The organism is Photorhabdus khanii NC19 (genome assembly GCF_000517265.1).
Classification (GTDB): domain Bacteria; phylum Pseudomonadota; class Gammaproteobacteria; order Enterobacterales; family Enterobacteriaceae; genus Photorhabdus; species Photorhabdus khanii.
On record NZ_AYSJ01000012.1, the window covers coordinates 16,756 to 31,247 of the forward strand.

Consider the following 14,492-nt stretch of genomic DNA (forward strand, 5'->3'; position numbering starts at 1 on the left):
TCAGAATTTAAAACCTCTGTGTAGTGCAACAATACCGCCGGTCATATTGGTATAAGTCACCTGTTCAAAACCAGCATTTTCCATCATGGTTTTAAGTGTTTCCTGATCAGGATGCATACGGATGGATTCCGCCAGGTAACGGTAACTATCAGCATCCTGCACAAAAACCTGACCAATTTTTGGCAGTACATGGAAAGAGTATGCATCATAAGCTTTGCTTAATGGTGCGAGCAACGGTTTAGAGAACTCAAGCACCAATAAGCGCCCGCCCGGTTTCAAAACCCGAAACATAGAACGCAGAGCTTTTTCTTTTTCAGTTACATTACGCAAGCCGAAAGAGATAGTGATGCAATTAAAATAGTTATCAGGAAAAGGCAACGCTTCCGCATTAGCCTGCACATAGCTGACATTACCAACAATACCGGTATCACGTAATTTCTCACGCCCAACCTTCAACATAGACTCATTGATATCAGCAAGAACAACTTGACCCTTTTCACCAACTATACGGGAAAACTTAGCTGCCAGATCTCCGGTACCACCAGCTAAATCAAGGACTCTCTGGCATCGGCGAACACCACTGGCATTAATAGCCATACGTTTCCAAATACGATGGACGCCAAACGACATCAAATCATTCATTAAATCGTATTTTGCCGCAACGGAATGAAATACTTCGGCTACCATACCTTCTTTTTCATCTTTGGCTACGGTGCGGAAACCAAAATGTGTGGTTTGTTTCGTTTGGTCTACCATGTTATTTGCCCGTTTTTTATTCAAACTGTTATAAAAAGTGTATCAGCCTTTCAGATAAAACCCTATCCTGACGTTAATCATTATCACAGGATGGTTGGTTGGCCTTATTAGCCAATTCGGGATCAATAGAACGTTTCACCGCTACCCCTAACTTACGAAACCCCTCAGCCTGGCTTATCAGATTACCACGTCCTTCAGTAAGCTTGTTCATTGCCAACCGATAATTAAACTGAGCTTTATCCAGGCTTTGCCCTAAGCCTTGCATATCATCAACAAACAAACGCATCTTATCGTACATACGGGATGCCTTATCCGCGATTAAACGCGCATTCTGGCTTTGATATTCATAGCGCCACAAGTTATTGATAGTACGCACAGCAACTAATAATGTTGATGGACTAACCAGCATAATATTGTGTTTAAGTGCCTCATCAAGCAGCTCAGGTGCCCTGTTGAGGGCAACCAAATAAGCAGGTTCAACCGGAATAAACATCAGTACATAATCCAACGATTTCAACCCAGGCAACTGCTGGTAATCTTTGCGGCTCAAACCACGGATATGACCTTTAATTGAGCTGATATGTTCCTGAAGGGCTGATTCCCGCTGGTGCTGATCTTCACTATTAAAATAACGCTCATAAGCGACCAGCGACATTTTGGCATCAATCACCACATCTTTCCCTTGCGGCAAATGAACAATAACATCGGGTTGGAAGCGGCTGTTACCCTCTGCCTTGATATTCACCTGAGTGCGAAATTCATGTCCTTCCCGTAAACCAGAAGCTTCCAGAATACGAGCCAGCACCACTTCCCCCCAATCTCCCTGAATTTTGTTGTCACCTTTAAGTGCATTAGTCAGATTGACTGCTTCTTTCGCCATTTGAACATTCAGTTGCTGCAAGTTACGGATTTCGTGTGCAAGAGTATGCCGTTCACGGGCTTCCTGACCAAAACTCTCCTGTACCTGACAGCGAAAACTATCAAGTTGTTCACGAAATGGAGCCAGAAGACTATTAAGGCTCTGGCGATTTTGCTCATCGGTACGACGCCCCGTTTGTTCAAAAATACGGTTAGCCAGGTTTTCAAATTGGGTATTCAGGCGTAGTTCACTGTTGATCAATAACCGCTGTTTCTCTTCGGCAGCAAGCCGGCTCTCTTCCAGACGTGTAATCACTTCCCGCAACTCAGATTCTTGCGCGTTATTGACTTCTCTCTGAGCCCGTAATTCTTGGTTCAGTTGCTCACATTCAACCCGCCAATAAACAGACTGCTCAAGTTTTTCATTGGCAACTGCAAGCTGACTACTCAGTTCCCGTAACTCCAGTTCCTGCTGCTGAATACGTTGATGAATGAAGAGCCAGACCAGAGCCCCACCGCCCAACAGGCCACCAAGAACGCCAATCAACGTATACAACAACTGGATATCCACCTATATTTCCTCTGTTACATTCTTCGACCAGCTAAGTTAAATTAACACTGTATAGATGTCCAGATTGATTTACACCGGTGGCTCAGTCTGCGAAGCGGCTCTCAATTAACTTATCCATTGAGCTAACCATTGCAAACCAAAAGCACCCGGAGCTAATACCCCAAAAGACCAGATAAGTGCGGAACAGATATTGGCAACCTGGAAGTAACGCAACGGCATGGTACAAATACCTGCCACCAATGGCACAATTGCACGGAATGGCCCAAAAAACCGACCAAGGAAAATGCTCCAAATACCCCAGCGCTCAAAGAAATTATGCGCTCGTGTCAGCAATTGTGGTTTGCGGGAAATCGGCCAGATTTTGCCAACATCACCTTTAAAATGCGCACCGGCGATATAGGATACCCAATCACCCAAAAAAGCCCCTACCGCTGCTGCCAACCAAATTGACCAGAAATTAAGGCCACTTTCACCTATTAATGCACCTAATCCAAGCAATATGATCGTTGCAGGCAATAACAAAGAGAAAAAAGCCAAAGATTCACCAAAAGCAAGCAAGAAAACAATCGGCATAATCCAAGTATCGTGTGCTTTAACAAAAGCGATTACCAATTCAACTATTTCATGAAGGCTCAAATTCAAATTCCTGTATTGATTAATACCACACTCAATTTAACCACTGTTGTATTAACCAGAATTAAACCAACTTCTTATTCAAGGAAATAACCTTGTAATTTCTGACGGGCAGAAAAATCAAGGCCAAGATCTTTCTCCAGCCATACATCTACACTGCCATAATTCTGGTTAATACTGTTTAGTGCCGCCATTAAAAACTCTTCTCTGACGGAATAGACATAAGCGAATTTCTCAACCATATCATCACTCATGGTTTTCGCGTGTTCATTTAACAAATATTCACGGTAAGGTGCCAGCGTGGCCTTCGTCACCAAATAATCTTCCATTACCGTATCTAAATCGGCCCCAAGAGCAAACAACACCAGTGCAGAACCCACACCCGTTCTGTCTTTACCTACCGCACAATGTTGTACTATCCCGCCCTTTTCCGGCTGTTGCAGCAACTTAACTAATATCTTATAGGCCTCATTTTTCAAAGGCAGTAATTTATAAAGACGGAACATAAATGACTGAGGATCAAATTGTTCCAACATCTCTGATGTCAATTTTTCCAGATTCGCATTCACTTCCTTGGATAATGGATTGGCAGGAGCATGATGATAATTAGCCCCATTCCATACCTGATCAGGCTTATCTTCTATTTCACCTATGTCACGATAATCTATGATTTGAAAGAGGTTTTTATTTGTCAGGAAAGATTGGTCTTTTTCTGTTAAACGATCCAAAGCACCAGAGCGAAAAAGTAAACCTGATTTAATTTTCCCACCACTGGCTACCATTTTACCGCCTAAATCACGAAAATTAATCCCGCCATGAAGGGGAAGTACTGATGGATGCAATAAAGATGTAGTAATCATGATGACTCTTAATGAGTTGTAAATTTCAAAAACATTAACAGATTTCTGTTTAAAAGAAGAGTGAGCCGGAATACTCCGGCCCAAAAAGTATTATTTACAACAAACGGCGAGCAGCTTCGACTATGATCCCCAATGCGTTACTTTCTGTTTTCTTAAGTAGCTCAACATCAGGAATTTCCTGCTGAGTACGGTTAACAATGACACCGGCAACCATACCTGCACGCAGCCCCTGGCTTGCACACATAGTCAACAAAGTTGCAGATTCCATTTCATAGTTCATGACGCCCATCGCCTGCCATTCAGCCATGGAACCTTTAAAACGGCTCACAACACGGCCGGAATAGGTATCGTAGCGTTCCTGACCAGGATAGAAAGTATCGGAAGAGGCCGTTACACCCACATGTGTCGTTACACCGGAATCTTTTGCGGCTTCATACAGTGCAGTGGTACAGTCAAAATCGGCAACCGCCGGGAATTCCATTGGAGCAAAATGCAAGCTGGCACCATCCAAACGAACAGCAGCCGTGGTTACCAGCACATCTCCAACATTGATATTTTCCTGGATTGCACCTGTTGTCCCAATACGCAAGAAAGTACGAACCCCCAATTGTGCTAATTCTTCAACAGCGATGGAAGTTGATGGGCCACCAATTCCCGTGGAACATATAATAACCGCTTTACCATCAATTTCTGCACGCCACGACGTGAACTCACGCAAAGAAGCAAGATGAACTGGGTTATCCATCAATCTTGCAATTTTTTCTACACGTTTCGGATCGCCTGGAACAATAGCTAAAGTTGCGCCTTGCAGGTCGCTTTTGGTCAGACCTAAGTGAAATACATCAGACATATCAGACTCCTCAAAGGGAAAAATTTATAACGAAATTAGTTGAAATCTACTGTATTGAGCATTTAGACATCTTTTAGTGATAAATATCACTTCAAAGTAAGATAAAAAAGAAAAACGTACATTATTTTGTGATGTAAGTCACAAAATAATCATAAAATGAGTAAAAATAAGCGAACTATTATAAAGACAAAAATTAACATATGACTAAATAGCAATCACAAACGCAAAAATAAAGAACCGGGCATTTCCTTTCTGCCATAAGCTAAACTGAATACGCTCATATTATGTAACAAACAGCCAATTATTTAATTATATTTATGATTTTAATAATGGCGGGAACAAAATATATCCAAATGGCTAACCCGATTTATTGATTGTCAAGACAAAAAACAAATGACTATCTCATCGAAATTTTCTATCCAGAGAATCGATAGCAATAAATATTAACAAGCAACAGCACAATAATAAAAATTACTTTCACAATAACTTTATCCTATGAAAAATATATTTAAAAATTACCTGTATTTTATCCAAAAAAATTAAGAATAAAATTTTATTTCTTATCTTTCACCATATTCTCTTTATATTCTCAACAAAAATAAAACAATTACCAAATATAAATATCACCGTCACCCTTTAATAGGGTACATATTGTTTAAACATATTAGAACCTTTCCATCATACAGGAGTACTACCTATGGCAACACAGAAAACAGTTTTGATTACCGGTTTTGAGCCTTTTGACGATGAAAAGATTAATCCATCATGGGAAGCAGTCAAGCAGTTACAAGGGCGTGAATTGTGTGGAGCCCGCATAGAAGCACGCCAGCTTCCATGCGTATTCAACGTCTCCCTGACTTACTTATATGCTGCTATTGATAACGTCCAACCTGACTTGGTAATTGCCGTAGGACAGGCGGGCGGTAGACCAAATATCACAGTGGAACGCGTGGCGATTAATATCAACGATGCACGTATTCCTGATAATCAAGGTAACCAGCCTATCAATACGCCAATCGTAGCAACCGGTCCCGCCGCCTATTTTGCTACGTTACCCATCAATGCAATGGTCAAAGGTTTACATGAAGCAGGACTCCCAGCTTCAATTTCACAGACCGCAGGTACTTTCGTCTGCAATCATGTCATGTATGGCTTGCTGCATCATCTGACGTACACCAATCCTAAAATACGTGGGGGTTTTATCCATATCCCTTATCTGCCTGAGCAGGCAGTGCGGTACTCTGGCACACCGAGTATGGCACTGGAAACAGTAATAACAGCACTGGAAATCGCCATTGATGAAGCATTAAAAAACAGTGAGGATATCGCCATCAGTGGAGGTGCAACTCATTAATTTGATATTCTGTTCACGCAGTTAAAAGTTCTCCACAAAAGTGACAGGCACAGAGAAATACGATCTACTGGATAATGTTAACCAAATAGCAAAGACAATCCTCTCTGTGCTTGCACAATGTCCGTATGTAACTTATACCCTTCATCTTTCAAGTTGCTGCTTTGTTGGCTGCTTTCACTCACCCCAGTCACATAGTTATCTATGCTCCTGGGGATTTGTTCACTTACCGCCGCGCTGCGGCTCGAAATCTATTAGGTATATCAAGCACTTGATATTTTTTTAAACTATTAATCAATATGCCATTTACATAGGTTACTTTATAATTCCGACTGTTATTATATTGAAATTTAGTTTATTCAACAAAATCGGTCATACCGTATGGGAATATAAATCATCTTTAGTTATAAAATTAGATATATTTTCCAAGTCTACTGACAGAATTATCTCACCTAGTATCCCACGATTAATATCAGATTCGTCTATTTTTGTTAATTTTATTTCTGAAAGATGACCACTCATATTTTTAAAATAATTATCCTCATGATTTTTAGTTCTGATTACCCTCCGTTTTGAATACAGATCATATTTATAGACCTCTGTATTAATTTCTTCAGGAAAATACATTTGACCAACAAAAGCAAAATGCTCTTCTTCATTGATATCCTTGCTGATCTGTCTAATTGCAATATGAATATGAGTTGCTCTACCAACATAAAACCCTGGATAAATAGTGGTAAAATTGACCACCCCATTTTTATCCGATTGTTGAGCCCCTCGTAGAAAAACTTTATCATCAGTTCTGTTGATACCGGATATTTCACCGACTTCAGGTGGTATATCCGGACTTATATAACTCCAACCAGAATATTTCCCCCGACTATTACAATGCCAAATATCAACAAATAATTTATCAACAGGCTTACATGTTTTCTCATCCATAATAGTTACTTTTAATAAAAAAGGTATTCCTGCTTCTGAATCAGTAATATCCCGCCTTACAATTTTACTATTCCGAAAATATGGCCCTGATATCTGCTCTGGGGCAAGGGTACACACACCTATTCCATTTCCATTTCCATTTCCATTCTGTGACGATAATTTTCCTTCCGCACGTGCCAGGCCAATTGGAGCAAGTGCAGCCGTCGCCGTGAGAGCAGCGCTACCTTTTAAAAAATCTCTTCGAGAGCTACTTTTCTTACCTTGCAAATTATTAACATCCATATAATTCTCCCTTTAATTATTTAGTTTCTATTACAATGCTTACAGTTTCCATTTTGTTACGTCGCGGGTATTTTGTTAATAAAACGTATTTTTTCCAATATCAATATGGAATATATATATAAGTCACAAAAAGTTTGATTACAGAGGATGCCCCATTAAACGATGAGAATCCCCAAGAGAAAGATTATTTATAAAAATAGCCCACCACCAATAAAGGTGATGGGCAAATTACTGGATTGAGTTATTTTACTGATTCGCGGAGACGTTTCGCCGCCTGTACCATATTTGCCAGTGACTGGCGGGTTTCAGTCCAACCACGGGTTTTCAGACCACAATCCGGATTAACCCACAAGCGTTCAACCGGAATACGATCAGCCGCTTTGCGTAACAATGCTTCAATCCATTCAACACTAGGTACGTTAGGTGAATGAATATCATAAACACCTGGTCCGATCTCATTCGGATAAGAGAAGTTTTCGAATGAATCCAGCAACTCCATATCTGAACGGGAAGTTTCAATGGTAATCACGTCCGCATCCAGTGCCGCAATAGAAGGCATGATGTCATTAAACTCGCAATAACACATATGAGTGTGAATCTGTGTGTCATCTTCGGCAATTGCAGCGCTCAATTTAAATGCATCCACAGCCCAATCGAGATATGCCTGCCACTCTTCGCGACGCAGAGGTAAACCTTCGCGCAATGCCGGCTCATCAATCTGGATGATACCAATGCCAGCTTTCTGCAAATCGTCCACCTCATCACGCAGTGCCAATGCAATCTGTTTAGCGATAGTCTCACGGCTGACATCTTCCCTTGGGAATGACCAGCAGAGGATAGTCACCGGCCCGGTTAACATCCCTTTGACAGGTTTATCCGTCAGCGATTGAGCATACTTAGCCCACTCTACAGTGATAGCCTCAGGGCGGCTGACATCACCAATAATCACTGGTGGCTTAACACAACGGGAGCCATAGCTCTGAACCCAGCCATTCTGCGTAAAGGCAAAGCCATCAAAGTGTTCACCGAAGTATTCCACCATGTCGTTACGTTCCGCTTCACCATGAACCAATACATCCAATCCTAAACGTTCCTGTTCGTTGATTGCCTGCTTGATATGTTCACAAATGTTGGTGCGATAGCTGGCACCATCTACCCGGCCTTTTTTGAAATCCAGACGCAAGCCGCGGATTTCCGTTGTTTGCGGGAATGATCCAATCGTTGTTGTTGGCCACAATGGCAGGTTATAGCGCTGACGCTGTACTTCCGCACGCTGCGGATAGAGTTGATTACGTTCACTATCCTGTGGCTCAATAGCGGCAAGGCGATGAGTAACAGTCTGATTATTCACCCGCTTAGATTCACGACGGGCACGGATTGGTGCACTGTAAGCATCCAATTCTGCTTGTTTACTGTCTTCTGGCTGATTCAACGCCGCAGCCAGCAGAGCCAATTCCTCACATTTCTGCAATGCGAACGCAAACCAACTTTTCACCTCTGCATCAAGAGCTGTTTCGTCACTCAGATCGATAGGGCTGTGCAGAAGAGAACAAGATGAACCAATCCACAGTGTACGACTCTCTACCAGTGGTTTAATCAACTGATATTTAGCGGTTAAATCAGCGCGCCATACGTTACGGCCATTAATTACGCCTAGGGAAAGCAGCCACTCTTTTGGCAATGACTCATGCAGCTGCGCAACATCATCTTTACCGGCAACCAGATCCACATGCAGCCCTTGTACAGGCAGAGATTTAATGATTTCCAGGTTGTGACCAACGCTATCGAAGTAGGTGGTCAGCAACAATTTAACCTGCCCCTGAAGTGCCTGATAAGCAACCGGATAAGCTGCCAGCCACTCTTCTGGCAATTCCAGTACCAACGCAGGTTCATCAATCTGAACCCATTCAATACCACGTTTAGCCAGCTCAGCTAACACTTGCTGATAAACAGGAAGAATATCTTCCAGTAAAGAGAGGCGATCAAACACCTGACCTTTCACTTTACCCAACCACAGATAAGTCACCGGTCCCAGTAAAACGGGTTTCACTTTATGACCCAGAGCCAAAGCCTCATCCACTTCTTCCAGTAACTGAGTCCAACTCAGTTTAAATTCCTGACCTTGCTGAAATTCCGGCACAATATAATGGTAGTTAGTATTAAACCATTTAGTCATTTCTGCGGCGGCGGCTGGCTCACCAGTCGGTGCACGACCGCGGGCAATGCGGAATAGTGTATCCAGATCAATAGTGCCATCTGCATTCTGATGACGCGGTGGTACATTACCCAGCAATAAGCTGGTAGTCAGAACATGATCATACCAGGCGAAATCACCAACCGGCACTAAATCAACACCAGCCTGCTTCTGTTGTTCCCAGTGACGGGCACGTAACTCACGGCCAGTTTCCAATAATTCTTGCTGAGAAATTTTCCCTGCCCAATAATTTTCCTGAGCTTTTTTTAATTCTCTTTTCAAACCGATACGTGGAAAGCCAAGTGTGTGATTAATAATCGTCATTTCATTATCCCGTCATTTTTAGCCGTCTAGATGTTTACACATCCATAATCAACAGGTAAGGTATAAACCACAAGCGCAATTTATTCATAATCATCCTGAAGGTTTCTCATGATCGAAATAAAACATTTAAAAACATTACAATCATTGAGTCATTGTGGTTCATTAGCAGCAGCGGCCAATCACTTGCATCAGACACAATCCGCCTTGTCTCATCAATTCAGCGATCTTGAACACCGCCTTGGCTTCCGATTGTTTATCCGTAAAAGTCAACCGCTTCGTTTCACACCACAGGGTGAAGTTTTATTACGGTTGGCAGAACAAGTGCTCCCACTGGTCCAAAACGCACTGCGCGAATGCAAGGATCCAGGCCAGACCAATCTGCGTATCGCTATTGAATGCCATAGCTGTATTCAATGGCTGACACCCGCACTCAAATATTTCCGTGAAACCTGGCCACAGGTCAATGTGGATTTCAAATCCGGCGTCACTTTTGATCCACAACCTGCACTACTGCAACGGGAATTGGATGTCGTTCTGACATCAGATATCCTTCCTGATAGCGATCTACACTACACACCGCTATTTGATTATGAGGTCAAATTGATTGTCGCCCCAGATCATCCTCTGGCAAATAAGCTGCACATTCAGCCAAAGGATTTAATTGATGAGACGTTGATGATCTATCCCGTTCAGCGCCAACGATTTGATATCTGGCGACGTTTCTTGCAACCCGCCGGCGTCATCCCCACACTGAAAAATGTAGATAACACGCTGTTACTGATTCAAATGGTTGCTGCCCGCATGGGGATCGCGGCTCTGCCACACTGGGTTGTTGAAACATTTGAACGGCAAGGGCTAGTGGTAACGAAAACGCTGGGAGAAGGTTTATGGAGCAGGCTGTACTCTGCCGTCCGGGAAGGTGAACAACGCCAGCCGGAGATTGACGCATTTATCCATTCCGCACGCCAGCACGCGATGAATAATCTGCCATTCGTGAAGGGAATTTCAAGATCAAGCGTTGGTGAACCCAGAACAACGCAACAACCAAACCTCCTCCAATGGTAAATTTATCAGCCATCCCACCGGAACCAATATATTATTCATCATTATCAAGGTTCCGGTATCTATGGCAGGAAAACCGGCACCATCAGCCAGACACGGGCAAACACCAGCAAATAGGCTATCAACCTGACAGGTGAGATATTCACCCATCAGGCTGAATGGCGCAATCGACAAGATTGTAGTGACAGCCCGTGAATCACAGAGGATCAGTGCTCTTTCCCTACCAGTAAAGCCTCCAGTAAATCCAAATCATGCAGCAAAGCCTGAAGTGTCTCATTGCTGATTTTTCTGGTTGCACGCAGATGATATAACTCACCGCGTTCCGCTCTTAACGCAGTCAGACGGAAACGACGCTCCAAATCTTCCACTAGCAGGTTATGTTCGATCTCATCCTGCCCCACAGTACGGCGACGCAAATGACCAATTACCCTGGAAGCAACTTCGATAATAACCTCAGCATCCAATTGCTCTTCTGGGCTGGCTGAAAGGCGTTCTTCCATCTTATTCATACTGACAATAGCCACTTCTGCCATTGCTGCCCGCGCCATTCGTACTTCACTGATATCTGCCTGCTTATCGGAAGCTTTAATTCCCCGTAACAGGAATGGCAAAGAGATAACCCCAATTAACAGAGAAAACAGGATGACACCTGCTGCAATAAAAATAAGCTGATAACGTGCCGGGAATGGCGTGCCATCCGTTAGAAACAAAGGAACAGACAGAACACCAGCAAGTGTGATTGCACCACGAACACCAGCAAAAGACGCCAACCATAGCTCACGGGTGGTATAACTAGCGAAATCCAGTGGATTTTTTTTCATAAAGGTTTTGCTGATATTCTTCATCAGCCACAACCAACAGAAACGCAGCAGTAAAAGCGCACCATAAATCACTGCGACCGCAGCAAACAGCATCCAGGTTTCAACTGTTGGATCAAGTTCTGCCTGTACAACGGAAGTTTGCCAAATTTCCGGTAATTGCAGGCCCAACATGATAAATACCAGGCCGTTAAACACGAATTCCAGCATTGACCAGACACTATCGGCCCGCAAACGCATCGCCAACGGCGCGTTACGGATAACGCCAGATTTACTGATAGTCATACCCGCAGCGACAGCGGCAAGGATACCGGAAACACCAATATGTTCGGCAATCAAATAAGAAGCAAAGGGCAGCAGCAACATGAAAACAATTTGAGTCGCCGGATCACCACCACTCCAGCGGTTCATCAAACGCAAGGATTTACTGTACAACCAGGTCACCGCAATACCCGATAACAAACCACCGATAGCAACTTTGAAGAATTCGATAGTCGCGCCGGTAACAGTAAATACCATCGTTCCCATCGCTATCGCGACAGCGAACTTTAAGGCCACCAGACCGGAAGCATCATTCATTAACGCTTCCCCCTCCATCACACTCATCATGCGCTTAGGCATACGCCCTTTTCCGACAATCGATGATAAAGCCACTGCATCCGTTGGCGATAGCACGGCGGCAAGGGCAAAGGCAGCAATTAATGGAATGCCTGGCATCAGCCAGTAAATCAGATAACCAATACCGATAACAGTAACCAGCACCAATACCAGCATCAGTATGAAAATTTCCCTTCCGTACTGGAAAAATTCTCTGGTTGGCGTTTTCCAACCATCAACGAATAATAAAGGAGGAATTAACAAGACAAGAAACAGCTCAGGATCGAAAGTAACATGTAAACCAAAATGCGGAAAGGCTAGCAATGCACCCATTGCAATTTGCATTAACGGCAGAGGTATGCGGAACGGAATCACCTTAGCCAGAACACCAGAGACTGAAACCACCAAAATCAAAATCAGAATAGTAAAGAATATTTCCATGTTGCCCTTACAATTTACCTGAGAACCGTTGATATACAGATTGAGACTTTTTTCTTCCCGTCAAAACAAAAACAGTGAGAATCGATCTTAATGCTAAAATAACTGAATCAATCGAAAAAGGTAGATACATGCTGAGTCGTATCCAAAAGAATTGCAGGAATATTGTAAACTAATCAGATAAATAGCGGTGAAATAATTGAGAATTTAAAAGTAATCGCAAGAAATGGCAAAGTGCGCAGGCATGGATACACCTTACGCACTTTTTAATCAATCAAATAGCCCAATCACCAGCATAAAATACTACCAAAGCGATCGTGATCACGACTGTACCAACATTCAACTTACGCCATTCGCCGGAACAGACACGGCCAATAACCAAAGAACCGAAACCCAGCATAATACCGGTGACAATATTGCAAGTCAGAACAATAAAGACCGCACAGAGCATACCGGACATCGCTCCAACAAAATCATCGAAATCCAGCCTTCTGACATTACTCAGCATCAACAGGCCAACATACATCAGGGCTGGCGCGGTCGCATACGCTGGTACCAGATATGAAAGTGGAGAAAGGAACAAAATTAACAGGAACAGGATACCGACAACTGTTGCAGTTAAACCTGTTTTACCTCCTGCTGCGGTACCCGCCGCTGATTCGATATATACCGCAGCCGGAGAGGCACCGATAGCACCGGCAAAAATACTGCTGACAGAATCGGCAGTCAGCGCTTTACCGCCATTAATAATCTGCCCACCCTTATCCAACAGATTCCCTTGCCCCGCCACTGCGCGGATTGTGCCGGTTGCATCAAATACGGCGGTCATTACCAATGCCAGCACACTGGGTAATACAACCGGCTGCAAAGCCCCCATAATATCCATACTAAAAACCAACGACAGGCCATCATCTCCCAGGTTGGGTACTTTAAAGAATCCTTGATATTTCACCGCAGGATCAAAAATCAGCCCGATAACAGAAATCACCACAATCACCAGCAGCACACCACCTGGAACTTTCAATTTTTCCAGGCCAAAAATAACCGCCAGACCAAGCAAAGTCATTACAACCGGAAAAGAGGTGAACGAACCCAGAGCAACAGGCAGACCTTCCAACGGGTTCTTAATGACCAAACCAACACCATTTGACGCAATCAGTAACAAAAACAGCCCAATACCAATCCCCGCACCATGCGCAATACCCATGGGTATATTGCGCAAAATCCAGGAACGAATACCGGTAACAGAAATCACAGTAAACAAACAGCCCATCAGGAATACCGCACCGAGCGCAACCGGAATACTGATTTGCTGCCCCAAAACCAAACTAAAAGCGGTAAATGCAGTCAGTGAAATTGCACAACCAATTGCCATTGGCAGATTAGCCCAAAGCCCCATTAACAAAGAGCCAAAACCAGCAACCAAACAAGTCGCAATAAAGATAGCAGTATGAGGAAACCCAGCCTGCCCTAGCATACCCGGAACAACGATGACTGAATAAACCATCGCCAAGAAAGTCGTGAGTCCTGCCAGAATTTCACGGCGTACCGTTGTTCCGCGTTCGGTCAATTTAAAATACTTATCCAGCTTGCATTTAGCTGGTGCCTGAGTGCCGGACATCATGTTGTTCCCCTGCATTATATTCATGTATTTCTCCGCTTTCTGCCAAACGAAAACGATTACCTCACCTAATAACAATAATGAATATTGCACCAATCGGTTTCACAAACCATAAAAGCAATCGTTTGGCTTTCAGAATAAAAAAACGGTGAGAGAATTTGAGGCGAGGGATTATCCAGTGATCATGGTGTTAGAATCAAGAGCTAGCAGTATTATTTAACACAAAAAAAGCGGTCTGTTTATTGTCATGTTTTTATCGTGAAAAACTTGATAAAACGGCGCTACGGGGCATTTGAACAGAAGCTTACAATTTCGCCCTTGCATATTCACTTCAA

11 protein-coding genes are annotated in these 14,492 nt (G+C 43.3%); 2 read left to right on the forward strand and 9 right to left on the reverse strand.

Annotated features, from left to right (window positions below):
• The 5 genes from ubiE to udp form a co-directional block, all read right to left on the reverse strand.
• Nucleotides 1–756, reverse strand: coding sequence for a bifunctional demethylmenaquinone methyltransferase/2-methoxy-6-polyprenyl-1,4-benzoquinol methylase UbiE (ubiE, locus tag PTE_RS11785; RefSeq protein ID WP_036846670.1), 756 nt, complete (start codon nt 754–756; stop codon nt 1–3).
• A 73-nt stretch (nt 757–829) separates the two neighbouring features.
• Entirely contained in the window at nt 830–2,140 is a 1,311-nt protein-coding gene (gene rmuC, locus PTE_RS11790) for a DNA recombination protein RmuC (protein WP_387631304.1), read from the reverse strand.
• A 150-nt stretch (nt 2,141–2,290) separates the two neighbouring features.
• Nucleotides 2,291–2,821 (reverse strand): DedA family protein, encoded by a 531-nt coding sequence (locus PTE_RS11795; protein ID WP_036846672.1) that lies wholly within the window; start codon nt 2,819–2,821, stop codon nt 2,291–2,293.
• Nucleotides 2,822–2,895: 74 nt separating this feature from the next.
• The gene (locus PTE_RS11800) at nt 2,896–3,678 is read right to left on the reverse strand and encodes a tyrosine-protein phosphatase (RefSeq protein WP_036846674.1); all 783 of its coding nucleotides are present in this window, start codon (nt 3,676–3,678) and stop codon (nt 2,896–2,898) included.
• 94 nt (nt 3,679–3,772) lie between these two features.
• Complete coding sequence (gene udp, locus PTE_RS11805; RefSeq protein WP_036846679.1) at nt 3,773–4,528, reverse strand: uridine phosphorylase; 756 nt, start codon at nt 4,526–4,528, stop codon at nt 3,773–3,775.
• 697 nt (nt 4,529–5,225) lie between these two features.
• Between udp and pcp the strand changes: the two genes are divergently transcribed.
• Nucleotides 5,226–5,882: a pyroglutamyl-peptidase I gene (gene pcp, locus PTE_RS11810; RefSeq protein ID WP_036846680.1), complete on the forward strand. Its 657-nt coding sequence runs from the start codon at nt 5,226–5,228 to the stop codon at nt 5,880–5,882.
• Between the two features lie 369 nt (nt 5,883–6,251).
• Here the strand turns inward: pcp and PTE_RS11815 are convergent, their stop codons facing one another.
• Together PTE_RS11815 and metE are read right to left on the reverse strand one after the other, a co-directional pair.
• Nucleotides 6,252–7,103 carry an intradiol ring-cleavage dioxygenase gene (locus PTE_RS11815; RefSeq protein WP_036846681.1) on the reverse strand — a complete coding sequence of 284 codons (852 nt, stop codon included), beginning with the start codon at nt 7,101–7,103 and terminating at the stop codon, nt 6,252–6,254.
• A gap of 241 nt (nt 7,104–7,344) precedes the next feature.
• Entirely contained in the window at nt 7,345–9,621 is a 2,277-nt protein-coding gene (gene metE / locus PTE_RS11820; RefSeq protein ID WP_036846683.1) for a 5-methyltetrahydropteroyltriglutamate--homocysteine S-methyltransferase, read from the reverse strand.
• 108 nt (nt 9,622–9,729) lie between these two features.
• Here metE and metR point away from each other — a divergent pair, with 108 nt between their 5' ends.
• Nucleotides 9,730–10,686 carry an HTH-type transcriptional regulator MetR gene (metR, locus tag PTE_RS11825; protein ID WP_036846684.1) on the forward strand — a complete coding sequence of 319 codons (957 nt, stop codon included), beginning with the start codon at nt 9,730–9,732 and terminating at the stop codon, nt 10,684–10,686.
• A gap of 203 nt (nt 10,687–10,889) precedes the next feature.
• Here metR and PTE_RS11830 read toward each other — a convergent pair whose 3' ends face one another.
• Together PTE_RS11830 and PTE_RS11835 are read right to left on the reverse strand one after the other, a co-directional pair.
• Nucleotides 10,890–12,539 carry a Na+/H+ antiporter gene (locus tag PTE_RS11830; RefSeq protein WP_036846686.1) on the reverse strand — a complete coding sequence of 550 codons (1,650 nt, stop codon included), beginning with the start codon at nt 12,537–12,539 and terminating at the stop codon, nt 10,890–10,892.
• A 271-nt stretch (nt 12,540–12,810) separates the two neighbouring features.
• A complete protein-coding gene (locus PTE_RS11835; RefSeq protein ID WP_036846815.1) occupies nt 12,811–14,157 on the reverse strand; it encodes an NCS2 family permease in 1,347 nt (448 codons plus the stop codon).
• Nucleotides 14,158–14,492: the final 335 nt, after the last annotated feature.

What these genes read in the sequence shown, in the direction of transcription:
- PTE_RS11800 (WP_036846674.1), bottom strand. Translation starts at nt 3,678, where the DNA reads ATGATTACTACATCTTTATTGCATCCATCAGTACTTCCCCTTCATGGC.
- pcp (WP_036846680.1), top strand. Translation starts at nt 5,226, where the DNA reads ATGGCAACACAGAAAACAGTTTTGATTACCGGTTTTGAGCCTTTTGAC.
- metR (WP_036846684.1), top strand. Translation starts at nt 9,730, where the DNA reads ATGATCGAAATAAAACATTTAAAAACATTACAATCATTGAGTCATTGT.
- PTE_RS11835 (WP_036846815.1), bottom strand. Translation starts at nt 14,157, where the DNA reads ATGTCCGGCACTCAGGCACCAGCTAAATGCAAGCTGGATAAGTATTTT.
- PTE_RS11830 (WP_036846686.1), bottom strand. Translation starts at nt 12,539, where the DNA reads ATGGAAATATTCTTTACTATTCTGATTTTGATTTTGGTGGTTTCAGTC.
- PTE_RS11815 (WP_036846681.1), bottom strand. Translation starts at nt 7,103, where the DNA reads ATGGATGTTAATAATTTGCAAGGTAAGAAAAGTAGCTCTCGAAGAGAT.
- metE (WP_036846683.1), bottom strand. Translation starts at nt 9,621, where the DNA reads ATGACGATTATTAATCACACACTTGGCTTTCCACGTATCGGTTTGAAA.
- udp (WP_036846679.1), bottom strand. Translation starts at nt 4,528, where the DNA reads ATGTCTGATGTATTTCACTTAGGTCTGACCAAAAGCGACCTGCAAGGC.
- ubiE (WP_036846670.1), bottom strand. Translation starts at nt 756, where the DNA reads ATGGTAGACCAAACGAAACAAACCACACATTTTGGTTTCCGCACCGTA.